This is a genomic window from Desulfogranum aggregans (assembly GCF_055398265.1).
Genome location: NZ_AP042447.1, coordinates 4,770,703 through 4,796,736, shown reverse-complemented (window position 1 = coordinate 4,796,736; position 26,034 = coordinate 4,770,703). Strand labels below are relative to the sequence as shown.

Sequence of the window (26,034 nt, the reverse complement as noted above, 5' to 3'; positions counted from 1 at the left end):
GATTCACGGTAAAAAAAAGGGCCCTGCCATCTGATTGCTCATGGCAGGGCCCTTTTCAGGACAGTTTATCGATTTCCTCCGCACAGGAGAGAAAAAAGGTGTACCGTAATACTTCTCAGTTGTTGGGAATCAAGTATACCGGAATATTGCTATAGCGGGTAACCCTTCGGGCACAGGTGCCCATCATGGTATTGCCGAAAAAAGAATGGGCGCTCTTTCCCATGACAATCACATCAACATTATTTTCCTCTGCGATCCGCAACAGTTCCCTGCTCGGTCGACCGGTGGAAACATGAAACTCGGTAGAGGGAATTCTGTCCTCACTTTCATTGGCCAATTCATCCTCAGCAAAACGCTTGAGCCGCTGTTTCATACGATCAAGGATTTCCCGCATCCCGTCTTCCTTTAACAGCTTGTCCGCAGCATCATCAGAAAGATAGGTTTTGACAACGGCGTTACCTGTTGCACCAAGCGGTTCAACAACATGTACCATCAGCAACAGCGCGTCATATCGGCGCGCCAGGCTTACCGCCCGGCGAAATACAGGTCTGGTATGCTCACCTAAATCTGTGGCATAGAGTACTTTCTTTATCGGTGGAATCATGTTGGTCTCCCTTTAAAAGGATGGAACCGAGACGATCCCCCTCCTGATCGTACAGGAGGGGGAAAAGAATGCCGAGGGCTTAATACCCGTGGAGCTTATCCAGAAATTCGGGCAGGAAAAGCGAAACCTGCGGGATATAGGTGATGATGACCAGGAAGATGAGCAACAGCATCAACCATGGCAGACAGGCCCTGATGACCCAGCCGATACTGTTGCCGGTAATACCTGCGGTCACAAACAGGTTGAGCCCCACCGGCGGGGTCAGCATACCGATCTCCATATTCACCACCATGATAATCCCGAGATGGATGGGATCGATTCCCAATTGCACCGCTATAGGGAACAGGATGGGAGCCATGATGAGGAGAATCGCCGACGGTTCCATAAAGTTGCCGGCCATAAGTAGCAGCAGGTTGACAACGATCAGGAACATCCATGGCGATAACCCCCAACCGATGATCAGTTCAGCAAGATGATGGGGAATACGCTCGGTGGTGAGCACATGGGCAAAAAGCATCGCATTGGCGATGATAAACAACAACATGATGCTGACCTTGCAGGCGTCAAGAATAATCTTGCGAACGTCGGGATCAGTCAGGCACCGGGGAAAGGCGATCGCACACTGCGAAAGGTTTCTGCCAACTGCCGCACCCGTGGATTCCCCCTCGTTTCGCCAGGCAACCTTTTTCAGCGGACCGACATCGCGATACCCGAAAATAGAAACCAGAAAGGCGTATACAGCGGAAACAGCCGCAGCCTCTGTCGGGCTGGCAATACCTCCGTAAATCGATCCGAGAACGATAATAATCAGCATCAGGCCTCCAAAAGCCGAGCCACCGGCTGACAGGACTTCACCAAAACCTTTCCACGGCAATGCCGGCAACCGCTTTATCCTTGCCGCAATATAAATAGCCAGCATCAGGATCCCACCCATCATCAGGCCGGGAAGAAACCCCGCCATGAACATCCTGGCAGCGGAAACTTCGGTTGCTGCAGCATAGACCAGCATGACGATGGACGGCGGGATAAGAATGCCCAGGGTACCGGCATTGGTAATAACCCCCGCAGCAAAGCTTTCAGGATACCCCGCCCGAACCATGCCGACGATGACAATGGAACCGATAGCCGCAACCGTTGCCGGAGAAGAACCGGAAACAGCCGCAAAAATCATACATGCCATGACTGATGCCATTGCCAAACCACCGCGAATATGCCCGACAAGACTGAGTGCAAAGCGGATAATTCGCTTGGCAACGCCACCAGTGGAGAGAAAGGCGGAGGACAGAATAAAAAACGGAATCGCCAGCAGGGTATAATGTTCCGACAGGGCTTCAAAAAGCTTAAGTGCAATGGAAGCGAGGGAGTCGCTGGAAAAAAAGAGGATGGTGGTTATGCTGGACAGCCCCAGGGCAAAGGCAATCGGCATGCCCAGCAGCATGCACCCAAAAAGCAAGATAAAAAGTGCTGCTGTTGTCATGACCCGGCCTCCTCTTCCTTCAATTCTTCGACTATTTCCATACTTTCCTTCGCCTCATCCACATGACGGAATCCGTCTGCTTCCCCGATGATTACCTGCCACAGGAGCAACAGGACCCGAATGGCAATAAAGATAAAACCGACCAGCAGCATGCCATGGGCCAGCCAGGTGGGAATCGGCAGGTCCTCAAGTTCGATGCCGATCTTTTTCATCTTTGCCAGGTAAATCCAGCTGCCGTACAAGATGAGCCCGCAATAGCAAAGAGCCAACGTACAGGCGAAGAAGGTGATCAGTCGCCGCACCCCGCGGGAAAAAAGCTTCACAAAGGCATCAACGCCGATATGAGACCCGACCTTTACGCCATAAGAGGTACCGAAGAGGACGAACCAGGCCGACATATGCAGCGTCAGCTCCTGGGTCCAGATAAACCCGGTATTAAACCCGAAACGCATCACCACATCCATGAACACCAGTATTGTGGTCGCTATCAGCAGCAGACTGATGATCGCTTCTTCGATATGATTAACAACCCGCAAAAACATAAAAGCATCCTCATGCAAAGGGAAAGCAGGGGTGGAGAACACCCCTGCTCTTTTCAGTATCACTCAACAACGTGGATGGAGATAATCGCCCTTACTTATTGGAGTTATACGCCGCGTCAATCAGGTCTTTACCGATTTCATGTTCAAACTGCTTCCACACCGGCTGCATCACTTCAACCCACTGGGCCCGCTCTTCCGGGGTCAGAGTCAGCACTTCACTGCGTTTGGAGTCAATAATCTTCTGTTTGTCGGACTTGGCCTTGTCGGCAGCAACCTTGTTCCCGAAGGCGATAGCTTCGTCCAGGGTTTTTTTGATTTCTGTCCGCAGCCCATCATCCAAATCCATCCAGAATTCAAGAGAAGTTACAACCATATAATCAAGCAGCCCATGGTTGGACTCAGTGATGTAGGGCTGAACCTCAAAAAATTTCTTGGAATAAATATTGGACCAAGTGTTTTCCTGGCCATCGATGGCTTTTGTCTGAAGCAGCGTAAATACCTCGGAAAACGGCTTCTTCAGAGGCGTTGCATCTACAGCTTGAAACTGAGCAGCGAGAACGTCGGAGGCCATGATCCGGAATTTCAGGCCAGCAGCGTCAGCGGGAACTCTCAGCGGCTTGGAGGAGGAGAGCTGCTTCATGCCGTTGTGCAGGTAGCCTAACCCGATCAATCCACGTTTTTTCATGGCGTTGAGCATATCCTGTCCCTCTTTGCTGGACTGGAAGGCGTCAACAGCCGCCATATCTTTGAACAGAAACGGCAGATCAAAGAGGGCGACCTGCTTGGTGTATCGTTCGAACTTGGACAATGAAGGCGCAGCCATCTGCACATCACCCAGCAGCATGGCCTCGAGTACCTTATTATCACCAAAAAGCTGAGAGTTGGGATAGACTTCGACCACTACCTTGTCGCCGAGTCTTTCAGCGATAAGGTCTTTAAACTTATTGGCCATCTGGCCTTTCGGTGTGTTTTCAGCTACAACATGAGAAAATTTGATGACCACTGGCTCGGCCAACACCGGACCGGCTGCAAGTGCCGCGGTAACTGCCAATGCCGCAAATGCCACTGTAACTTTACGCAACATACAATCCTCCAATCTGTTTTCTGATGACACACTCGGTACCCTCCGAGTGTCTGTGGACCCTGCCGCTGAAATCGACAGAGTAGGATGACAAGCCGCAATGGCCTGCACACCCCATTACCTAGCAATCTTGAGACCAGATTGGGTGCAGGCGAAATAACTTATTGAAAGAATATATAATTATGCAAAAAACAATTGGTCTATGCGATAGACCAACGGGTGGAAAACCACCCATTTGCTCGGCGAACGGCAGGGGAAATCAACCCATTTTGGTCCTGAAAGGAGAGTGGAGGCATGGCAATCTATTTGAAGTCGTTTTTATCAAGACCATACTTCTGGAGTTTATCATAGAGGGTCTTTCTCGGTAGTGAGAGCGAGGCCATCACCCTTTTGAGCGAGCCCTTCTGGGCCGTGAGCGCCTGCTCAAGGAGCGCTCGCTCAAACATTTCTACCTGTTGATGAAGACTACCCGAGAGCTCGGTGACCTCTCCGGACAATAACTTTTCCACCGACCAGCCAGCCTGGCTGCCAAGGAGAACATAGCGTTCAGCAAGATTACGCAATTCCCGCACATTGCCCGGCCAATCATAGGTCATCAACATATTGACTTCCGCTGGCTTGGGTGAAGGGACCTCCCGCTGATAGCGATGTCCGGCGACAAGCAGGTAATGGTGAAACAGCAACGGGATATCCTCCCGGCGATTTCTCAGAGGTGGAATTTCGATGCAGACCACATTCAATCGGTAATAGAGATCTTCCCGAAAAGTTCCCAGATCGGCAGCCTCCTTCAGGTCCACCTTGGCTGCGGCGACCACTCGAATATCAAGAGGAATCAAAGTATTTGAGCCCAAGCGCTCCACCATCCGCTCCTGGAGTACACGAAGCAGGTGAATCTGCATCTGCAGGGGCATGCTCTCAATTTCATCGAGCATTAGGGTACCGCCGTTGGCGTGCTCAAATTTCCCTATTCTTCGCGTCTTGGCATCGGTAAACGCACCGGCCTCATGACCGAGCAATTCGCTTTCTATGAGCGTATCAGCGATTGCTCCGCAATTCACAGCAACAAAATTGCTGTTTCGGCGATTGCTGTGTTCATGGAGAGAACGGGCAACCAGCTCTTTTCCGGTCCCGGTCTCACCGACAATGAGCACATCTGCACCTGTATCGGCAATCTGAGCGATAGTCGCACGCAGCTGCTTGGTCGCCGGGGTTACCCCGATTATTCTGGGACCCGGTGCAGAATGCACCTCCAGCTCGGAACGCAGCGACCGGTTCTCCAGGGTAAGCATCCGCTTTTCCAGCGCCCTGGTTACCGTTTTGACAAACCGTTCAGGAGCATACGGCTTTTCCAGAAAATCATAGGCGCCATTACGCATGGCCTGTACCGCGGTGGACACATCGCCATGGCCGGTGATCAGAATGACCGGGAGGTCGGGGTCTAGGCCGTATACTTTCTGCTGCATCTCCATCCCGCTCATTTCCGGCAGCCGTATGTCGCACACCACTACCCCCGGCCACTCCCTGGTAATCATTTGCAATGCCTTTTCGGCACTTTCCAGCGCAATAACCTCCATGCCGGCAAGTTCCAGGGTCTGTCGATTAGCCTGACGAATGTGCTTTTCGTCATCAATAAAGAGAACTTTGTTCAGTACTTCCATCGCTGCTGCTCAAGATGCGTTTAATTGGATTGTAAAACAGGCGCCTTTCTGCCTATCGAGGATGGCAAGGGTGCCACCCATCTCTCTTACTATGCGGGCCGATATTGTCAAGCCGAGTCCGAGACCATGCCCCGGCTCCTTGGTGGTAAAAAACGGATCAAAAATCTGCTCTGCGCTGCTGCTGTCGATGCCAATCCCGTTATCCTCAACCATAAGCTGCACGTGATCATCGGAAGGGCGGGCACGTATGGTTATCCGTTTATCATCCTGATCTTTCACTGCATGCAAGGCATTGGAGAGCAGATTGACCAGGACCTGTTGCAACAGCACATTATTGGCCCGAACGTTGAGTTGATCAGGAACAATGTCGATCGCCGGCACCACACCGGCCTTTCGCAAGGCAGGCCCGAGAATTTCCAATGCACCATCAAGGCATCCATGCAGTGGCACAATGTCGGACGTATCGCTGTTTTTACGGGCAAACAACTTCAGCTGGGTACCGAGCTCAGCCATCCTCTCGGTCAATTCACTGATCTGGTCCAGGTTCCATAACGCGTCCTCGTACCGTTGCTTTTGCAACAGTTGAACCGCATTATCCGAATAAACCCGAATCGCGGCCAGGGGCTGATTAAGTTCATGGGTGATCCCGGCAGACATCTGGCCAAGCGCTGCTAATTTAGCGGCATGTACCAATTCCTTGCGTGTCTTGCGCAACTGCTCTTCGGTCTTTTGCCGCTCTTCTATCTCCAATCGCAGTTTCGCATTGGATTCGGTCAATTCCGCTGTGCGTGATGTCACCCGCGATTCCAGTTCCTCGTTGGCGTCTTCCAGCATTTTTCGTGTTTTCTCCTCATACCGATGGCGTTCTGTCAGTCGTTGTTCATGCTGCCAGAACAGGAGAATAAACATGATGACGATGACGAAGATCGAACTGATCCAGACGATGGTCCGTACCACCATCTGGTCGACTCCCCTGATATCGGAAAGGATCTGGACCTCCCATCCTGCCTGAGGCATCACCGTGCTGATGCGCAGATATCGATGGACAACGCCGGTATCCTCATCAACGATTGATATCATATCATGGCCTTTGACCACCCGTGTATGAGCGACCGGTAGCGCAGTCAGCGCGGCCTCTGGGTATCGTTTGCTTGCGATGATCCCTGACAGTACCGATTCGGACAACGGGGAAAGGGTTCGGTACCGCCAGGAGGGATTGGTTGTGATAAAAATAACCCCCTCCGGATCGGTAACAAGAAAGGTATCGCCCTGTTTTTTCCAGTTTTCCTCAACCGCATCGATATTGATTTTCATGACCAGGGCGCCGAGGATTGTCTCTTCCTGGCGAACCGGGTAGGCAAAATAGTACCCCCGCTGGCTGGACGCTGCTCCCAAGGCAAAATACCGCCCTAAATGCCCTTGCATCGCCATCTGAAAATAAGGACGGAAACTGAAGTTTCTTCCAACAAAAGGCCGGGGCTCCTGCCAGTTGCTGGCCGCAATAGTGAGCCCGGAGCTGTCCATCAGGTAGGTATCGGCAGCGTCGCTGATCAGATTGACCGTCTCCAGGTAGCGGTTGAAAGCCTCTATCCGTTCTCGGCCTCCCGGATTGTACAGAAAGTTGACCAGCCTTCGGTCGTGGGCAAGCAATTCAGGCAATATTTCATATCGTTCCAGCTTTCCCTGCAAATAGGATATGTAGAGAGCAAGCCTGGTAGCTGCCTCTTCAGCTTTTTCCGACACCCCTTCCAGATAGGCCCACCTGCCGGCACCGGCTATGCCCAGCACGAAGATAACCACTGCTGCCATCAATCCTATGACCTGCGAACGTCCCATAAACCTCTTTCCTCTTCTCGCTCCTCCCGACTCCGGGGCCAGGTGTTTTTCCGAATAAAAAACTACAGCACCATATTCTGTACCGCCGGGAGAATGACGCTGGCGCAATCCCATTTAATCCCGTATATTCCTGGCCAACAAGAGTAACGGAAAATGTTAGCAGAACACCTCCCATGCCCAGAAAAACGACAACCACCACTGACTATATCACCTGCCCGGATCAACTGATCGACCTTCCTGATATCGATCTTGAGGCAGTTCGCGCCGTGCATGCGCAGTACCCGCTACGCATCAGCCGCTACTATTTCCAGCTTATCAAAAAAAACGGAATACCGCTGATCAAACAGGCGATCCCGGACAGTCGAGAACTCACTGATCCGGAGGGATTGATCGATCCATTGGCCGAAGAGAACCTCAGCCCGGTTCCCAACCTGGTACATAAATACCGGGATCGAGTCCTGTTTCTGGTGAGTAACCAGTGTCCGGTTTTCTGTCGCTTCTGTACCAGAAAACGAAAAGTGGGCAAGCCGGAGATGGCAATAACCGACGAAACCATTGATAAGGGAATCAAGTACATCCGAAGTAACCCTGTGATCAAGGATGTCCTGCTGTCAGGGGGAGACCCCCTGATGCTGCCGCTTGAACGCCTGGAATCTATCCTGCGGCGCCTGCATTCCATTCCCCACGTGCTCACTATCCGCATTGGCACCCGGGTACCCTGCACGTCGCCGGAACGAGTCACGCCACCATTGGCCGCGATGCTGAAGAAGTACCACCCTCTCTACATCAACACCCATTTCAATCATCCGTGTGAAATCACCCCTGAAGCAGAACATGCCTGCAGCCTGCTTGCCGATGCCGGTATCCCGCTTGGATGCCAGACCGTCCTGCTGCGGGACATCAACGATACGCCTGAAACCATCACCGAACTGATGTATCGGTTGCTGCAGATCCGAGTACGCCCCTATTACCTCTTTCAGGCCGACCTTACCCGCGGGACCTCTCACTTTCGCACGCCGATCGAAACCGGAATGACCATTATGCGCCATCTGATACAACATGTGAGCGGCATGGCCATCCCCACCTATGCACTGGATGCCCCCGGCGGCGGAGGCAAAATTCCCTTAACGCCGCAATACATAGACCATCTCGGCGAGAACCTGGATTTCACGACCGCTACAGGCGATCCCTGCCATTATCCAAACACCCTCCCTGGCTAGGTGCCAGTTGCACATTCTTTATCAATTCGGGCTTGAATCATGTACAGGCGTCGTTGTATACTTCGTACAGAGGTCGGTTTTCTCGAAGGGTACCACTTCCGTCTTTCTTCTTTTCCTGTTTTTTTTACAACAAAAATGTAAAGAGGGTCACCAAATATGGGCAGGTGCAGCCAATGACCACTGCAGCAGATATGATGTTGGATCGAATATTCCAGTCACAGGAGCTTCCCACCCTGCCGGTGGTTGCCTCAAAGCTGCTCACTCTCACCTCAAAGGAGGAGACAACCCTCACTGACATCGCCAACCTTATCTCCCGCGATGTGGCGCTGTCTACCAAGGTGCTGCGGGTATCCAACTCTTCCTTTTACAGTTTTCCCCAGCAGATCGCCACTATTAACCAGGCTGTATCGATTCTGGGTACCAATGCTGTCCGCAGCCTGATTCTTTCCTTCTCCTTTTTAAGCCTGCACACCAAAAAGAGCAGTCCTCGATTTGACTTCAACCAGTTCTGGCGGCAATCGCTCGTCTGTGCCACCGCAGCCAAATTAATCCTTGAGCAGTGCGGCGAGGCCTCGGCAGAGGAAATCTTCATCGCCGGGCTGCTCAACAACATCGGTAAACTGATTTTCGCCACCGCCTTGCCGGAGGAATACGACAAGGTCCTCGCTGCAATGGAAAACACTCCCGACAGGGAGGAGAGGAGTATTCAAGAAGAAATTCTCGGTATATCGGAAGCAGAGGCGGGTTATGCGGTAGCCCAGCGATGGGGGTTGCCCGAAATTCTGCTTGTTCCAATCAAGTTCAGCCATGCACCGGAGGAGTTTCACCAGGACTCCCCTCTACTCGCTCAATATGTGCGCGCAGTCCACCTGGCTCAGCTGATCGTCAACATCTACTACTCTGCCAAACCCGAATTTTATCATCAACGTTTTCGCGAAGAAGCGGAACGGCTGCTGGCCTTATCGCAGGACGCCGTGAATTCCATCCTGCAGCAAATCGACCAGAAAATCGATCAGGCAGCCGAATTCTTCAACATCAAAATCGGCAACGTCAAATCAGTGGCAGAAATCCTCCAGGAAGCCAACCTTCGTTTAAGCCTGCTCAATCTCTCCTACGAAGAGATGAACAGGGAACTGATCAAGACAAAAATCGAGCTGGAAAAACTCGCCGACGAGCTGGCTCAGAAAAATGCGCTCCTTGAGAATCTGGCGAACATCGACGGGCTGACCGAAATCCATAACCATCGCTACTTCCATACCTTTCTCGACAGTGAAATCAACCGCTCCATCCGAAACGAGAGCACCATTTCCCTCCTGCTGGCTGATATCGACCTATTCAAACAGTTTAACGATACCTACGGCCACCAGGTTGGCGATTTCATCCTTAAGGAGTTTTGCCGGGTCACGCAGGAAATTATCAGGGAATACGACCTCATAGCTCGATATGGCGGAGAAGAGTTTGTCTTTGTCCTCCCGGAAACCGAAGCCGAGGAGGCAATGCTTGTTGCCGAAAAAATTCGCAAGACCGTTGATGACTACACCTTTGACGATAGTCAACAAACCTATCATCTGACCATCAGCATCGGAGTGGCAACGGCGGCGCCCGAATCACGGGACTTTTCAAAAAACAGTTTTATCAACAATGCCGATAAAGCCCTGTACGAGGCAAAGGCCAACGGTCGTAACCGAGCCGTTTTGTTCAGCGAGAAAAAGAAAAAATGGTATAAGCTGTAATATAGTTTCGTTGTGGTTCTCCTCCTTACAAAAGTTCGTTTGCTCCATCCCCCAAAAAAACACCTCCCACTGTTCAGACTTCCCCTCCTGCCCCGAGGCCCCTTAATGGTGTAAACCACCGGTCGGCACCGACACCATTGTTTTTTGGTGCGGATAAATTGCTTAACACCGGCCGGCTGTCCTGATATGGTATTCTGTTCAATAAGTTCGCCCAGTTGGAATTGATTGATCCTTTCCCATAACCTCTACTGTGTGAGGAATTTATGAAACCAAGACGATCCAACCTTTCGGTGCCGGGACATGTCGCAAAAATGCACACCAAAGCTGCTGCCAGTCCTGCCGATGTGATCATGCTCGACCTTGAAGACAGCGTACCGGTGGACAGTAAAATACAGGCCAGGGAGCAGGTTATCGAATCGCTCAACACGCTGGACTGGAGTAACAGCACCGTCACGGTACGTATTAACAGCCTGGATACCCCGTTTGCCTATCGCGATCTCCTGGAGGTCGCAGAGCACTGCGGTCATATCATCGATGCCATTGTCATTCCCAAGGTGAATCACCCCAGTGATATGCACTTTGCCCATCACCTGCTCAACGGGATTGAAATGGAAAAAAACCTTGAACGAACCATTGGCATTGAAGCCTCCATTGAGACCGCGGAAGGGTTGCAGCAGGCAGCAGCCATTGCCGCAGCGAGTGACAGGACAACGAGCCTGGTTTTCGGCATTGCCGATTATTCCGCATCCGTAGGCGCCAGACTGGTTTCCATTTCCGGCCATGGGGAAAAGGAAGAGGAACTCTACCCCGGTCATCGCTGGCACTTCCCGCTCAGCAGAATGGTCATGGCTGCCAAAGCCAACCGAACCCTGGCCATTGATGCGCCATACGGCAACTTCAAGGATAGTGAGGGGCTGCGCCGGTCAGCGGTTATGGCCTGTGCCCTCGGATGTGATGGGAAATGGGCAATCCATCCCGGCCAGGTGGAGGTAATCAATGAGGTCTTTACCCCGGCAGCGGAAGATATCGCTCTGGCAAAAAAGGTGCTGGATGCCGATGCCGATGCCAAGGCATCAGGCAAAGGTGCAATTGCCGTGGAAGGGAGGATGGTAGACCAGGCCACAGTCAGGCTGGCCAAACAACTCTGGAACCAGGCCGAGCATCTCGGCCTGGTATAACTGCCTTTCCAGCCAGTGGCAATTCAGGGGAGGAAGCCGGATATGCACGACCTCCCCTTTACACACCGTGCTTGAAAACCCCTCGCGCCCTCCGGATTGAGCCCCCCGTCAGAGCACAGTGGTGATTCCAGTCACAGACCGAAGACGGCATGCACCGCCAACCATGTGCCTGGATTGGTCGGTGGTTACGAATTCGGGGTGAGTGTACACACAGGCCGATAGGCCCCGACTACCGTCTCCAGGTCATTGGTGTTGGCTTTGCGGGCAAAGCGAACCAGGGAGGTCTTCATTGCATCATCCAGGCACCCGAGCGAGTCGAGGATGTGCATGACGATCGGCGGCAGGACGTCCATGGAGCCGTTTTCCACCTTCACCGCAATCCCCATATCCACTCCTCGAAGACCGACACAGTAGACCCCTTCGGCGCCGATCTTGCCGATGAGCATTCCACCTGTATGCCTGATCAGTTCCGTACAAAACCCGCCGGTGCCGGATATCATCTCCGGATAGGTATTCATGGCGGCAAAAATCTTTTCTGCAGCAAAAGTCAGTTCGGAGGGCAGAGAGCGCGGATTGGCAATTCGGGCGAACCCCAGGGCCATGTTCCGTAAAGGCAGCGCATGCACAGGCGCACTGCAGCCGTCGATACCGACCCCTATCTCCTCCGGGGCCAGTGCACAGACCTGGGCCAGAATCCTGAGAATATTCTGCTGGCAGGGGTGTTCCGGAGAAAGATAGGTGCTCAGGTCATAGCCCATATGGACGCATGCGGCCAGCATACCACTGTGTTTGCCTGAGCAGTCACTGAAAAGGGGGGAGAGCGCAACCCCCTCACGGGCGAGTTGCAGCGCATACTCGTTGTTGAGAGAGGTCACCGTACCTCCCAGGATATTCTCCTCCGTCAATCCTGTTTTGTCCAGAATCGATCGGACGGTCTGTCGATGGAATGGTTCCGCGTAGTGGGAGGAACAGATAACAGCGATTTCTTTATCCGATAAATTATATCGCTCTGCAGCACCGGAAGTGAACAGATGCAGGGCCTGGATTGGTTTTGCAGCGGACCGGAAGTAAGTGACCTTTTCCGGATCACCGAAGAAGTGAAGCAGCTCGCCACGACTGTTGACCACCGCCACGTCACCGCGATGGATACACTCCACTACTTCTCCCCGGGTTATTTCTAACAGCACTTCTGCCATCGCCTTGCTCCCTTTGCGCTTCTACAAAAGTGGTCCAATGACCGCATAAAAAAATGCAGCCATACTACTGCTGAAGAAAAAAAAGCGCAAACCCTTCTCTCTGGTCCACTGACCGGTGCGCTGTCGAGTGCTTACCACCAACTCCCCTTCACCTGTGCGGTGTTAGCGGTTCATGCACCTCCAAACCAAAACGCTCCTCCCTTCAAAAATGAGAGGATTAGGCTATCCTTTCGGGGTAAGGTGTACTATCATACTCCCCATTCTAGCCAGGTAACCGTCACCTGCCGCGAAGGGCAGGCATTCAACTCATTCTTTTGCCATGTGTTCCCGCCTATCGCTTCAACATCTTTCGGCCCTGCTGCTGACTGCGGGGATATTCGCTGTGCTCACAGCCTGCGCTCCAGGTTTTTCCCCCTATCCAGCAGGTCCTCCTTCCGAGCCGCGTCTTGTCGACCAACAGCGCTTCCTCTCCAGCGACGGGACTGAACTGCCCATGCGGGCATGGCTGCCGTCCGCTACTCCGGACGGAGTGATCGTTGCCGTACACGGGTTCAATGATTATTCCGCCTTTATCAGCGATGCTGCCGGCTTTTTCAACGACCACCATCTGGCCGTGTATGCTTATGACCAGCGTGGCTTTGGCGCAACCAATTCCCGGGGGAGATGGAGCGGTACCCGGGCCATGACCGGGGATCTTGAACTCTTCATTCAGCTGGTTGCCCGCACCCACCCTGGATTGCCGTTGTACATCCTGGGCGACAGCATGGGCGGTGCGGTCACCATTGTGGCCATGACCGGCGACAATCCGCCCCAGGCAGACGGAGTAATCCTGGTCGCGCCTGCAGTGTGGGCCCGTAGCGAAATGCCGTTCTACCAGCGATGGCTCTTGTGGATTGCTGCACGCACCCTGCCCTGGAAAAAAGTGAGTGGCAGCCCCCTGAACATTACCCCGTCCGACAACAGGGAGATGCTTCAGGCCTTGGGCAGAGACCCTTTGGTAATCAAGGAATCACGCATCGATACCCTCTACGGCCTGTCGAACCTCATGGATACAGCCTATCAGAACGCAGAATTGCTGCAGGGGAAGACCCTGGTCCTGTATGGGGCAAAAGATGAAATCATCCCCCGCGTACCGGTTGAACGGGTATATGATCGGCTTCCCGGAAAGGAAAAGCCGGGTGGACCGCAACTCATTGTTTACGATAACGGCTATCATATGCTCCTGCGGGACCTTCAGGCGGACCAGGTGTTAAACGATATCGTGCAGTGGATCAGGGAGCAGTCCACCACCCCTACTGTAAGAGAGTTCCCGCAGGAATAGACGGGGAAGTTGGCTCACCCCTAAAGAGCGATTGCTTCCGGAGCCTTGACTGCCACCATGGAGACAAGCTGATCAAATTTCTCCGACTCGGCCGCCTTCTCCTCCCGGTAATAGACGATCCGTAGCGCCCTAAACCATTGCAGCAATTCATTGGGCCGGAGGCAGTAGGTTTCCCTCTGCTCATCAACAAAGGATTGGAATACCAGCACCCCGCCGGGTTTCAAGCCGTCGATGATCATGGGAAAGAGTCGCCGATCGAGAAAACGAATGTTGACAATCAGCTCGTATTGTTGCGGAGGGATGGTCCAGTGGTCCAGGTCCTGGCAGAGCACATGAATATTGAAATCACGGTTTGCCAGGTGCCCGGTGGCCACGGTGGAAATATCCACTGCATCCACCGTAAACCCCTGTTGGGCAAGAAAGAGGCTGTTCCTGCCGTTGCCGCAGGCAATATCCAGCGCCCTGCCGGTGGGTGCCAAATGAGCAAACTCCCTGAGCAGCTCGGAAGGCACTTTGCTGCCCAGGGTCGCCTCATACTTCGCGTCCCACTTTTCCCGATCCACATCAGTCATGGTCACCCCCTTGTGGCTCAAACTCCTGAGCAATGTGCGGATGATGGCAGTGATCGACGCGAAGAATCATCCCTAATTTTCAGCCGCTCTTCAGCATTGACGACAGCTACTCCAGTGCCTTTTCTATAGCCAGCTTGAACCGGGGTGAGGAGAAAGGACGACAACAGGCAGTGCAGGATTTTCCCGGAGTTTGGAAGTAACTGAGTTTCTCGGTGATCTTGGAGCCGCACTTGGGGCAGGTAACGGTGATAACTGCATCTTTTTGCATGGCATACCTCCATTCAAAGAATAAGTTAGAGACCTCCTGCAATACAAGCATACCATCAACACCCTCGTCAACAGGGAATGGCCTGCATAGGCGAAATCCTCGACACGATGCGGCAGGATCTTTTCCCTCCCAGCAATACTCAGCTCTTCCTGGTTCACCCGGCACACAGCATTTCCCGCTGTTGCTGCACTTCCGGGTCATCCAGGTAATCACCATAGGAGAGCATCTTGTCGATCACCCCATTGGGCGCAATCTCAATTATTCTCGTTGCCACGGTGGCCATCAGTTCATGGTCATGGGAGGAAAACAGGATAATCTCCGGAAAGGCCTTCATTCCATTATTGAGCGAAGTGATCGACTCCAGGTCAAGATGGTTGGTCGGCTCATCCAGGATCAGGGCATTGGCATCGCTCAGCATCATCCTGGAGAGCATGCAGCGCACTCGTTCACCACCGGAGAGCACACTGGTCTTTTTCAGAGCCTCCTCTCCTGAGAACAGCATTTTTCCCAGGAACCCCCTGGCATAACTCTCTTCTTCCGTAGGGGGCGTATATTCGCTCAGCCAATCAACCAGGGTGGTATCCGTTTGAAAGAACGCACTGTTTTCCTTGGGAAAGTAGGCAGTGGACATGGTGAGCCCCCAACGAAAGCCGCCGCTGTCCGGCTCCAGCTCACCGGCCAGGATCTGGAAAAGGGTGGTGATGGCCAGGCTATTGGTGCCCACAAAACCGATCTTATCCCCTTTGCGCACTTCCAGAGAAAAGTTATCCAGTACCCGGGTGCCGTCAATATCCTTGGTGAGGTTATTGACTTCCAGGATGACATTCCCACAGCTTCGCCCAGGCTTAAAATGCACAAACGGGTACTTGCGTGATGATGCCGGCAGGTCCTCCAATTCGAGCTTGTCCAGCAGCTTTTTTCGCGACGTCGCCTGCCTGGCCTTGGAGGCGTTGGACGAGAACCGGGCGATAAAGGCTTTCAGCTCTTTGGCCTTGGCATCGGCCTTGCGCCCCGCGTCCTGCCGCTGCTGTTTCATTAACTCGCTGCACTGATACCAGAAGTCGTAATTGCCGGCATACACCTTGATCTGACCATAATCGATATCCGCCATATGGGTGCAGACCTGGTTGAGGAAATGACGGTCATGAGAGACAATGATGACCGTATTCTGGAAACGCTCAAGAAAACTCTCCAGCCACAGAGCGGATTGCCGGTCAAGGTTGTTGGTCGGTTCGTCGAGCAGCAGGATATCCGGGTTGCCGAACAGCGCCTGGGCCAGCAGTACCCGTACTTTTTCACCGCCCTCCAGCTCTTTCATCCGTTTATCACGGAGCTCCTCCCCGATGCCCAGCCCGCTGAGCAGCACCGCTGCCTCGGACTCAACCTCATAGCCGTTCATTTCAGCAAATTCGGTTTCGAGTTCGCTGCTGCGGATACCGTCCTCCTCGGTAAATTCAGTCTTGGTGTACAGCGCCTCCCGCTCGGCCATCACCTGGTGCAGGCGCGTATGGCCCATGATTACGGTTTCGGCAACCGTGTACGCATCAAAGGCGAACTGGTCCTGACTCAAGACCGCGATCCGCTGCTTGCCGCTGACAAACACCTCGCCGCTGTCTGGCTGCTTGTCGCCGGAGAGAATTTTCAGAAAGGTGGATTTACCAGCCCCGTTGGCGCCGATAAGGCCGTAACAGTTACCGGGTGTAAATTTAATATTTACATCCTTGAAAATAACGCGTTTGCCGTAGGCAAGGCTGATGTTGGAAGCTTCGATCATAATAGTCTCGTAAATATAGGATACCGCGGGGTTTATACCCGCGAAAAAATGGATTGAATTGGGCGAGGGTGGGTGCTGTTTGCGGTGAGTGTCAACAAGCCACAACTTGACTGAGGTAGTAGTCGTAATCGCCCTCGTAGATGCGCATTTCCCCATGATCGATTTCAAAGACCCTGTTCACCAGGGAACGCAGAAAATGGCGATCATGGCTGACCAGCAGGATGGTCCCGGTAAAGGTCTGGAGCGCGTCGAGCAGGACGTCTCGCGAGAGGATATCCAGGTGGTTGGTGGGCTCATCGAGCACCAAGAAGTTCAGCGGCCGAGCCAGGAGTTTGGCCAGGACCACCCTGCTCTTCTCCCCGCCGGAAAGCGTAGCGATGCGTTTGTCGACCTCATCGCCCTGGAACAGAAAAGCAGCACAGAGGTTGCGGATAACCCCGATATTATCCATGGGCAAAACTTCCTGGACCGCTTCAAAAACCGTGTGCTCGGGGTTGAGAGTATCCATGGCGTGCTGGCTGAAATAGCCGACATTCACCCCTGCTCCCATGATCACCGCACCGGCGCTCGCTGCTGTCCGCCCGGTGATGACCTGCAGCAGAGTGGATTTACCGGCACCGTTCACCCCCACCAGGGCAATTTTCTCCAGCCTCCTGATGGTTCCGGTGAGTCCGCTGAAAACGGGTTTGATGGTATCGTTGGCCGTGTGCCACTCTTTGCCCAGCTCTTTGAGGTGAAGGACATCTTCACCGCTGCGCGGGGGATCCGGAAAATTGAATTTCATCACTTTCTGTTCCGGCGGCAGGACGATGCGTTCTATCTTTTCCAATTTTTTGATCCGCGATTGGACCTGGGCAGCATGGGAGACACGGGCCGCGAATTTGGCGATGAACTCCTCTTCCTTGGCCAGCATCTCCTGCTGGCGGCGATAGCTGGCCTGGAGCTGCTGACGTCTGATTTCCCGCTCCCGCAGGTAAAAATCATAATTGCCGTTATAGGTTGTAGCCCCGCCATCGGCAATTTCTATAACCCGCGAAACAATCCGGTTCATGAACTCCCGGTCATGACAGGTCATGAGCAGCGCGCCTTGATATTCGCAGGCCAGCCACTCCTCAAGCCACAGGATAGATTCCATATCCAGGTGGTTGGTCGGCTCATCCAGGAGGAGCACATCCGGATTGATGATGAGTATCCGTGCCAGGGCAATACGCATCTTCCAGCCACCACTGTAGGTCTCCACCGGAAGCGAGAACTCCTCCGTAGCAAAACCGAGGCCGCCCAGGATCGTCTTGGCCCGGGCATCAAGATCGTAGCCACCGCGATGTTCGAAGAGCGCGGTCACCGTCCCGTACTCTTCCAGCAGCTCGGCCAGGGCGTCATCCTCCATGGGTTGGCTCATCTGCGCTTCCATTTCGCGCATCCGACGGCCGAGCGCTACCACCTCTCCGGCGGCGGCCATCACCTCGTCCAGGACCGACCGGCCCGACATCTCTCCTACATCCTGGGAGAAGTAGCCGATGACGGTCTTCTTGGAGCAGACAATATCTCCCTTATCCGGTTCCTCTTCACCGGTGATCAGGCGAAAAACCGAGGTTTTTCCGGCACCATTGGGGCCGACCAGCCCGGTACGACTGTTGGGGAGTACCTGCAGGCTCGCGTCCTGAAACAGGATATGGGAACCGTACTGCTTGTATATATTGTGGAGGTGTATCATCGAAGGGGGCGTCTCTTGGGAAAAAAGTGGGGAGGGTACCACAGCACACAATGGTATGCAAGCAGAGAATACACCTGCCTATATAGCTGTTAGACGGAGCAAACGACTGTCCAACCAGAGGCCAGCACACTCCATTGAATACAGGCTCTGCTGCTTATGCTCTGCAATGTACTTGGCCCCACCTCTGCTACTGCGCCACGCTCTATGCCCTTGCCCCAGCCATGCTTTGCCCTCCCCAGCGCACCTGCCAAATTAGACCAAACAACACTTGAGGACCTTCTATTAAACCCCTTGTTTCGGTGGACGTTCCTCAACCGTTTAGACAAGCTGTGGGCATTCGAGAACCAACTCGGTGCACTAGAGTCTACACTCGGAGCCTCTCAGTTTAAAAGCTTTCAGAAAATACTGCTCAAGGACTTATCCAACCATTCGATTGAGAATTTTGCTCACAATCGCATCTTGTCGGCATTGACTGAAATTCGTTCAATCCTGCGGTATTCCTCTGATGGCCATACGATAAATTTGATGCCGCGTCAATCAAACAGAAAAATCCAGGACTTCAGCGCCGAAAAAGAGGGACAGACACACTTGGTGGAAGCCAAATACATCCGACCTCCTGACAAGCTGGAAGAATACCTTATGCGCTGGTGGCAGGCAAAAAAGGAACTGGCGCCACCGCTGCCACAAGGCGTGCTTCCTCATCTGAATTTCGAGTGGAGCCGTGTCGAATCACGCAATCAACTTTCCCGAAAGGAAATCTCAGAGATCAAGGATTTCTTCGCAGTAGTTTACCAACAACCTGATCAAGCACGTGAGCTCTCGAGCGGACGTATCGTCCTAATATATCTTCCTGGCTGCAGACATCCCCCGGTTGTTTTACCTCTTGACGTTCAAGCAAATTTTAGCCAAGTAAACAGGAACCCCCTTTTCACAAAGCGACAGACAACTCTTTAAAAGGCCTTAAGACAGCTAGGCCAATCAGATGAGGAACAGAAACGAACAGTTTTCTTAGCCATTAATCTTAGCTCCGATATCCAATTCCTCTGGCATGATCAATTCCATAAGCGCCTAGACGCATTATGCAGTGAATTCACTAATCAGGGTTTGAAAGTTGTGGTTGAGGAAGTTAACCTCCTCTACCCCTTGAATATGGTTACCCTGTGCGTTCGAACACTGAATTAATGAAATGAGCCGAAGACGATTTCCACGGAGATAAACAAGAAACGAAGAATGAAAATATCCATGCAGAATTTGAGCGCAGCAGCCAAGTATTTTTTGCCCCTTTTCCTTTTGGTTTCTCTCCTCCGACCGTGCGCCGTCATCGGTGCGCCCGCCATTCCCGAGCCGCTTCAGCCATGGGTTGACTGGGTATTGCACGACAAGCAAGAGCAACTGGCATGCATTCCTCACTATAACAACCCCAAGAAACTGCAGTGCAACTGGCCGAGCCAACTCCGTGTGCAGTTACACGACGGCGGGGGCGATTTCAGCCAATCCTGGCAGGTCCTTCACGAGAGCTGGATCACCTTGCCGGGAAACAGCACGCAATGGCCTCGGGAGGTACGGGTAAACGGCACCCCCGCCGTTGTCCTCGAACAGCAAAACCGCCCCAGCATTCACCTCCAGCCAGGGGCGTACACCATTACCGGAAAGTTCACCTGGCCGAAACTGCCCGAGTTTGTGCAGGTCCCGCCGCAGGCCGCCCTCATCTCCCTCTCAGTGAACGACAAGCAGATTGCCTTCCCGAATATCGATGACGCAGGGGTGTTGTGGCTGCGAACCGCGCAAAAGGAAGAAACCATAGAAAACAGGCTGCAGATTGAGAGTTTCCGGCTCATAGACGATCAGATCCCTGCCCGACTGGTGACCCATGTCACCCTGGACGTTGCCGGTTCGGGGCGGGAGATCACCCTTGGACCGATCTATTCCCGTGAGCGATTTGTCCCGGTCTCCCTGCAGAGCTCACTCCCGGCCAGACTGGAGCATGACGCACGCATACGGCTCCAGGTCCGCCCGGGACAATATCAGTTCACCCTCGTTGTTCGCCATCTCGGGCCTGTGGAAACACTCACCTTTGACCACCCGGGCGACGGCCTTTGGCCGGAGCAGGAAATATGGTCATTCCATGCCCGTGCCGACTTGCGGGTTGTTGAGGTTGAAGGGGTGACGCCGATTGATCCCCTGCAGACGTCCATGCCGCAAGGCTGGCGCAATTACCCTGCCTACCGGCTGGTCCCCGGCGACACCATGCGGTTGAACGCAATCAAGCGTGGCGATCCACTCCCGGCACCCGACCAGCTGACCCTCAATCGGAGTCTCTGGTTACGCTTTGACGGGTCGGGCTACACGATCCAGGATACCATCAAGGGGGAAAAAAATACCAACTGGCGCCTTGAAATCGATCCATCCATTGGCCTGGGCCGAGTTGCTGTTGACGGCAAGGAACAGTTCATTACCCGGCGCCAGGGGACGGACAAAAGCGGAGTCGAGCTTCGAGAGGGCATTGTCCATCTCACGGCAGACAGCACTTACCAGGGGGATATCTCGAGTCTCCCTGCAACCGGTTGGGATCATGATTTCCAGCAGGTTCGCGGGAAACTGCACCTGCCCCCCGGCTGGAAGCTGCTCAATGCAGGAGGGATTGACAATATGCCGCGCACCTGGATGAAGCGCTGGACCCTTCTGGATTTTTTCATCGTGCTGATTTTCACCATTTCCCTGGCACGGCTTTTTTCAGTGCCGCTGGCAGGCATCGGCTTTGTCACCCTGGTGCTTATCTACCATGAGCCCAACGCGCCCAGATATGTGTGGTTGGCCCTGTTGGTTGGTTTTGCCCTGCTCAAGCATCTGCCTGAAGGCAAATTCCGCACAACGGTCAAGCTCTATCAGCTGACGGCCCTGCTTGCGCTTGTGACCATAGCCATACCTTTTTCCATCCAGGCACTCAGGGTGGGCATTTACCCGCAACTGGCAATTCCCCGGGCATCCATGACCGATTATGCCGCGCACCGGCAAAGAGCGGCTCACCCCGTGCACCCGGATGTTGCACAGGAAGCCCTCACGGACCAACAGGTTGCCAAGCAGACAGCCGGCGCGGCCAGGAAAATTGCCGGGCGCGTTGCAGCCCCGATGGCAAGCGTCGCTTCATCCCCGTATTCCAGCCAGGTGGTGCAGTATGATCCCAAGGCCCTCACCCAGACGGGCCCGGGAATTCCCAGGTGGCGACCGTTCGAGACCATTGGTTTCAGTTGGTCCGGACCGGTGACCCGCGAGCAGACCATCTCCTTCACCCTCATCGGACCGACAACCAACCTTGTACTGTCGTGCATGCGCGTGGTTTTGATTCTCCTGCTGGCCTTTGGGATGTGCGGTGTCGGCTACCAACGCGGAAAGGGGTTTCGAACCCCGGGCTTGCACTCGTTTTTTGCCTGCCTCCTCCTGGTGTTTGCACTTGTACATCCAGGCAAAGTGCAGGCGGGCGACATCCCCTCCCCGGAAATGCTCGATGCGCTGCAAAAGCGGCTCCTGGAAACCAACGAATGCTTTCCCGCCTGCGCGGGAATCTCGGAGGTGGCCATCGCGATCGCCCCGGAAAAGCTGTCCCTGGTTGCCGAGGTGGACACCCACGTTGATTCGGCGGTTCCCCTCCCAGGCCACGCCGACCACTGGCTTCCCCAGCAGGTTTCGGTGGATGGCAACCCTGCGGAATGGCTCTTCCGTGCAGATGACATTCTATGGGCGCTGGTGCCGTCCGGCAGACACACCGTGGAACTCAGCGGCTCCATCCGCAAGCAGAATACCCTGCAGCTGCCCTTCCCGCTGCAACCGCACCACGCGACCATCACCGCAAACGGCTGGTCGGTGGAAGGCGTCCATTCTGATGGCACCTTTGATGCCCAGTTACAGTTCAAACGCATAGTCGACCGGGAGGACCGGCAGACGGAAATCCTTGAAACCGGGGTGCTCCCCTCATTTGCACTGGTGGAGCGAAATATTCTGCTGGGCCTAGTCTGGAAGGTGGAAACCAGGGTCAAGCGGATAAGCCCTGAAGGCTCGGCAATGGTCATGAATATCCCCCTCCTGCCCGGAGAATCAGTTACCACGGAAGGCGTCCGCGTAAGCGACGGCCAGGCCCTGGTCAGCCTGCGAGCCGACCAGGCGGAAATGCGGTGGGAATCCTTCCTCGACCCCACCGGTTCCATCGTACTGCGCCATGCAGCGACCGATGCCTGGAAGGAAATCTGGAAAGTCGATGCCAGCCCGATCTACCACGTGGAAACCGAGGGCATTCCGGTCATCCTGCATACAACCGGCAACCGATGGTACCCGACCTGGCATCCTTGGCCAGGTGAGGAAGTGGCCTTAACGATCACCCGCCCTGCCGGGATTGGCGGCCAAACCATGACCATTGAAAAAAGCCACCTGCAGCTGCGACCGGGCCGACGAACAACCAATGGGCAATTACAGTTTAGCGTTACAAGTAGTCAGGGCGGGCAGCACACCATTGCCTTACCGCCTGACGCTGAACTCTACGAAGTTAACATAGGGGGGAGGCTCCAGCCGATTCGCCAGGAGGGACGCAATGTAGTTCTGCCGATTACGCCGGGTGTGCAGGAGATTGCCCTACAATGGCGCGAACCTTCGGGGATGCGTTGGCTGTTTAGAACTCCGGAGATCGATCTCGGCATCCCGAGCGTCAATGCAAGTGTTGATCTCGCGCTGCCAGGCAGCCGCTGGCCCCTGTTTGTCGGCGGCGACCAACTGGCTGGGCCTGCGGTGCTCTTCTGGTCCGTCCTGGTGGTCATCGTCCTGGTGGCAATCGGCCTTGCAAGGACCGGCCTGACGCCGCTGAGGTGGTACCACTGGATCCTGCTCGGCATAGGGATGTCGATGAGCAACATTGCCGCCTGCCTACTCGTGGTCGGCTGGCTGATTGCCCTTGATCTCCGAACCAAAGCTGCCCCCCTTGGCAGGAGGAGTTTTAACCTGATCCAGGTCAGTATCGGCGTGCTCACCCTGGTGGCTATGGCCTCCCTGGTCTTTGCCATTTCCCAGGGATTGCTTGGCCACCCGGACATGAACATCACCGGAAACGGTTCAACCAGCAGTCTGCTCCGGTGGTATCAGGATGTGAGCGACAACAGCCTTCCCACTGCCTGGGTTGTCTCTGTGCCAATGGTTGGGTATCGAATTGCCATGCTCGGCTGGGCACTCTGGATTTCCTTTGGCCTTGTCTCCATCATGAAGTGGGGCTGGCAACGTTATACAGAACCAACGATCTGGCGCAGGGGGCCTGTACAAACCGATAAACAGAAGAAAGATGCGGTATCACCGTAAGCGATAGGCAATTGCCCTGCCACCAGTACCGTACGGGAGATGATACTCGTTTCAAGCGTTGCTCACCTCTCTCGGTCCTCTGGTACCGGCGAAAAAAGGCAGCCGCTACGTACTTTTTTTTCACTATTCAATACAGGGGGCATAAAGAGAATAGTCAACAGCAGCGGGGGAGATAAATAAACTTCCAGCAGTGATGCCCTTTGGAAGTATCCCTCTTTGTGCCCCCCGCTCATCCAGGAAATCCCGACTGTTTGATCCTGGACCATTGCAGAACCTGGCTTCGCCTGAGAAAACGAAACCGGCACACACATTCGCTCTACGTGATCATTCAGACCGGTGCCAGTAATAATACTTCGCGTGGGTTCCCTCTGATTGAGCTGTCTCATAATTCGACAATGCTTCACCTTCCAAGCCTGCTACCTGCTCTGGAGTTGCCAAGTACCCCTCTTTCTCCCCTGTTAACTCCCAGCCTTCGGATTGAAGAAAACCAAGGGCACTGTCTCTTGCTTCATTTAATCCGGTGGACATCACCCACATATGAACAGCAGCCCTGGAGACGTGGGCAATCAAAGGATTTTCAGTTTGTGGTTCAACTTCAAAAATAAAGAAATACGCATTCATACAGCACCTCAAAAAGGGTTCTCGCCCTCTGTTTTAAGGAGGGCAATTTTATGGAGGTTGAAAATGAGCCTTGAGCAGTTCATTGGTTTTTCATACCATATCAAACCTCCAATGTTTGCTGCAGCCAGAATCTCGCCTTTTCTCGTTTTGGAACACCTGTATTTTTGAGCGTTGAAAATAATGGACTGACGACACGCCAGTCGCGCAACAGTTCTTTTCGGTTCGCTGCTTTGTTTCGCGCATACCGTTCTCCCATGCCCACCGCCGCAGCTTCAAATATAAACTATCACCCTGGTGAATATGCACCAATAGCTGCTCAGTATTACCTACACTTTTCCTCTCTCCCACACGATCTTTTCCCCAAGCGGGAAAATCCTCCTTCACATAGCAACCAACTGAACGCTAAAAAGCGTAAGACAAAGTTTTTCGTGGTATTTGGTGGGGCATGTACTACCATTTGCTGTAAGCAAAGGGCCAAAAAACAAACACCCTGTAAACAGCTTTGTTTTTTTGCAATCCACCGCTCTACCTGCAGAGGAGCTACGCAGACACCATGGTATGGCTCGATCAAATGGAACATATGGGCATTTTGGCGCTCATCGCTCTGCTTCAGATCGGGTTTACGGTGGCCTACACCCCGGACGTACTCGGTGCACGGTCGGCAGGCATACCAGTGCGGATTGCCCAGGCCCTCACGCTCCTGATCACAGGGTGGATTGTGTACAGCGTACCGTGGGCGCTGCTGGCCTTTTCCATGCGTTTTCCCTTTTCCATGCTCCTCACCCCGCTCTTCTTTGTGCTCGGAGGGTTTACCGTTATCGGAGCGATCACCACCAAAACACCCATGGTGGGCGGGTTCATCGGCGGCAGCGTGCCCCTGGCCGCGCTCTCCCTGTTCTACATTTCCTCCAATCCCCAGATGCAGGAAATGGCTCCGCCACTGGCGTGGTTCGGTTTGTTCATGCTCTTTGGCGGCATGCTGGGAGCATTGACAGGACCGGCCACGGTCAAGTTGGCCAAAGGAGTGGCTGGGTACGCAGCACGACGACAACCCAAAAAAACACCCAGCCCTCTTGTCACCCCTGATGTGCAGCGGTTTGACGCTTTCCTCAGTCACAACAGCAACGACAAGGCAACGGTCCGTCAATTAGCCGCTGCATTACAGGCCAGAGGAATACGAGTTTGGCTGGACGAGGACCAGCTGGTGCCAGGCCGGCCCTGGCAGCAGGAACTGGAAAAGATTATCCAAACTTCACGCACGGCTGTTGTCCTGGTTGGCAGAGATGGCCTGGGGCCGTGGGAAGTTCCTGAAATGCGGGCCTGTCTTTCCCAGTTTATCAAACGGGATATGGCGGTGATCCCGGTGTTGCTGCCCGGCGCTCCTGTCCGCCCTCCGCTGCCCCTCTTCCTGCAGGAATTGACGTGGGTGGACCTGCGCAACGGCCTCACCGATGAGAGCATGGACAGACTGGAATGGGGCATTACCGGCATTAAACCCTGACCAGCACTTTTTCGTTGCTCAATCATTCAACCGTGAACAACCCTGATTGCCAGCCTCATTCCCTCCCCCTCCCTGCTGTGCTTCTTTATGGTCTTCGACGCGCACAGATGCGGGTATAATCGCTAATGCATCCAATATATTACTTGATTGCTGACCGTGCAGGGTATACATTCCAGCGGAGAAAGTGCACTAAGCTTCATGGAAAAGACAAGCCTTTGCCGGCGCTAGAGAGCGACCAGGGATGCAGCCGGATAGATCGGAAAACGTGCCCCCATCTGTGACGGTGAAAAATTGGGACGCCAGCAGATGCGGGATTACCTGATGCGTCAAACCCGCTGGGGGGTTTAGCGATGCCCTGAGCGATCCCGCCCTTGCGTGTACAGTGCTGCGCATGCAGGGCC

The 26,034-nt window shown here is 53.9% G+C and carries 19 protein-coding genes; 7 read left to right on the top strand and 12 right to left on the bottom strand.

Annotation, left to right across the window (positions count from 1 at the left end; genetic code table 11):
• Positions 1-115: 115 nt before the first annotated feature.
• From ACZ52Z_RS20935 to ACZ52Z_RS20910, 6 genes are all read right to left on the bottom strand, one after another.
• Complete coding sequence (locus ACZ52Z_RS20935; RefSeq protein WP_464268714.1) at positions 116-604, bottom strand: universal stress protein; 489 nt, start codon at positions 602-604, stop codon at positions 116-118.
• A gap of 79 nt (positions 605-683) precedes the next feature.
• Complete coding sequence (locus tag ACZ52Z_RS20930) at positions 684-2,081, bottom strand: TRAP transporter large permease (RefSeq protein ID WP_464268713.1); 1,398 nt, start codon at positions 2,079-2,081, stop codon at positions 684-686.
• Entirely contained in the window at positions 2,078-2,623 is a 546-nt protein-coding gene (locus ACZ52Z_RS20925) for a TRAP transporter small permease (RefSeq protein WP_464268712.1), read from the bottom strand. The genes ACZ52Z_RS20930 and ACZ52Z_RS20925 overlap by 4 nt, the downstream gene beginning before the upstream one ends.
• A 91-nt stretch (positions 2,624-2,714) precedes the next feature.
• On the bottom strand, positions 2,715-3,707 hold the full coding sequence (locus ACZ52Z_RS20920) for a TRAP transporter substrate-binding protein (RefSeq protein ID WP_464268711.1): 993 nt from the start codon (positions 3,705-3,707) through the stop codon (positions 2,715-2,717).
• 299 nt (positions 3,708-4,006) lie between these two features.
• Positions 4,007-5,362, bottom strand: coding sequence for a sigma-54-dependent transcriptional regulator (locus ACZ52Z_RS20915; RefSeq protein ID WP_464268710.1), 1,356 nt, complete (start codon positions 5,360-5,362; stop codon positions 4,007-4,009).
• A gap of 9 nt (positions 5,363-5,371) precedes the next feature.
• Complete coding sequence (locus ACZ52Z_RS20910; protein WP_464268709.1) at positions 5,372-7,198, bottom strand: ATP-binding protein; 1,827 nt, start codon at positions 7,196-7,198, stop codon at positions 5,372-5,374.
• Positions 7,199-7,371: 173 nt separating this feature from the next.
• On the opposite strand from ACZ52Z_RS20910, the gene ACZ52Z_RS20905 reads away from it, so the two are divergent.
• The 3 genes from ACZ52Z_RS20905 to ACZ52Z_RS20895 all read left to right on the top strand — a co-directional run bounded on the left by ACZ52Z_RS20905 (position 7,372) and on the right by ACZ52Z_RS20895 (position 11,329).
• The gene (locus tag ACZ52Z_RS20905; RefSeq protein WP_464268708.1) at positions 7,372-8,418 is read left to right on the top strand and encodes a KamA family radical SAM protein; all 1,047 of its coding nucleotides are present in this window, start codon (positions 7,372-7,374) and stop codon (positions 8,416-8,418) included.
• A gap of 173 nt (positions 8,419-8,591) precedes the next feature.
• Positions 8,592-10,151 carry a sensor domain-containing diguanylate cyclase gene (locus ACZ52Z_RS20900; protein ID WP_464268707.1) on the top strand — a complete coding sequence of 520 codons (1,560 nt, stop codon included), beginning with the start codon at positions 8,592-8,594 and terminating at the stop codon, positions 10,149-10,151.
• 263 nt (positions 10,152-10,414) lie between these two features.
• On the top strand, positions 10,415-11,329 hold the full coding sequence (locus ACZ52Z_RS20895) for an HpcH/HpaI aldolase/citrate lyase family protein (protein WP_464268706.1): 915 nt from the start codon (positions 10,415-10,417) through the stop codon (positions 11,327-11,329).
• A gap of 185 nt (positions 11,330-11,514) precedes the next feature.
• On the opposite strand, the gene ACZ52Z_RS20890 is transcribed toward ACZ52Z_RS20895, so the two are convergent.
• Entirely contained in the window at positions 11,515-12,525 is a 1,011-nt protein-coding gene (locus ACZ52Z_RS20890; RefSeq protein ID WP_464268705.1) for an asparaginase, read from the bottom strand.
• Positions 12,526-12,907: 382 nt separating this feature from the next.
• Here ACZ52Z_RS20890 and ACZ52Z_RS20885 point away from each other — a divergent pair, with 382 nt between their 5' ends.
• Entirely contained in the window at positions 12,908-13,846 is a 939-nt protein-coding gene (locus ACZ52Z_RS20885) for an alpha/beta hydrolase (protein WP_464268704.1), read from the top strand.
• A 20-nt stretch (positions 13,847-13,866) separates the two neighbouring features.
• Here ACZ52Z_RS20885 and ACZ52Z_RS20880 read toward each other — a convergent pair whose 3' ends face one another.
• The 4 genes from ACZ52Z_RS20880 to ACZ52Z_RS20865 all read right to left on the bottom strand — a co-directional run bounded on the left by ACZ52Z_RS20880 (position 13,867) and on the right by ACZ52Z_RS20865 (position 18,174).
• Positions 13,867-14,418: a class I SAM-dependent methyltransferase gene (locus ACZ52Z_RS20880; protein WP_464268703.1), complete on the bottom strand. Its 552-nt coding sequence runs from the start codon at positions 14,416-14,418 to the stop codon at positions 13,867-13,869.
• A 106-nt stretch (positions 14,419-14,524) separates the two neighbouring features.
• Positions 14,525-14,686 carry a hypothetical protein gene (locus ACZ52Z_RS20875; RefSeq protein ID WP_464268702.1) on the bottom strand — a complete coding sequence of 54 codons (162 nt, stop codon included), beginning with the start codon at positions 14,684-14,686 and terminating at the stop codon, positions 14,525-14,527.
• Between the two features lie 154 nt (positions 14,687-14,840).
• A complete protein-coding gene (locus ACZ52Z_RS20870) occupies positions 14,841-16,460 on the bottom strand; it encodes an ABC-F family ATP-binding cassette domain-containing protein (RefSeq protein WP_464268701.1) in 1,620 nt (539 codons plus the stop codon).
• 91 nt (positions 16,461-16,551) lie between these two features.
• A complete protein-coding gene (locus ACZ52Z_RS20865; protein WP_464268700.1) occupies positions 16,552-18,174 on the bottom strand; it encodes an ABC-F family ATP-binding cassette domain-containing protein in 1,623 nt (540 codons plus the stop codon).
• A 156-nt stretch (positions 18,175-18,330) separates the two neighbouring features.
• Between ACZ52Z_RS20865 and ACZ52Z_RS20860 the strand changes: the two genes are divergently transcribed.
• Positions 18,331-19,128, top strand: a complete 798-nt coding sequence (locus ACZ52Z_RS20860) for a hypothetical protein (protein ID WP_464268699.1) — start codon at positions 18,331-18,333, stop codon at positions 19,126-19,128.
• Positions 19,129-19,416: 288 nt separating this feature from the next.
• Complete coding sequence (locus tag ACZ52Z_RS20855) at positions 19,417-23,511, top strand: hypothetical protein (protein ID WP_464268698.1); 4,095 nt, start codon at positions 19,417-19,419, stop codon at positions 23,509-23,511.
• Between the two features lie 324 nt (positions 23,512-23,835).
• Here ACZ52Z_RS20855 and ACZ52Z_RS20850 read toward each other — a convergent pair whose 3' ends face one another.
• A complete protein-coding gene (locus tag ACZ52Z_RS20850; protein WP_464268697.1) occupies positions 23,836-24,132 on the bottom strand; it encodes a hypothetical protein in 297 nt (98 codons plus the stop codon).
• 553 nt (positions 24,133-24,685) lie between these two features.
• On the opposite strand from ACZ52Z_RS20850, the gene ACZ52Z_RS20845 reads away from it, so the two are divergent.
• On the top strand, positions 24,686-25,633 hold the full coding sequence (locus ACZ52Z_RS20845; protein ID WP_464268696.1) for a toll/interleukin-1 receptor domain-containing protein: 948 nt from the start codon (positions 24,686-24,688) through the stop codon (positions 25,631-25,633).
• The last annotated feature ends 401 nt before the right edge of the window (positions 25,634-26,034 follow it).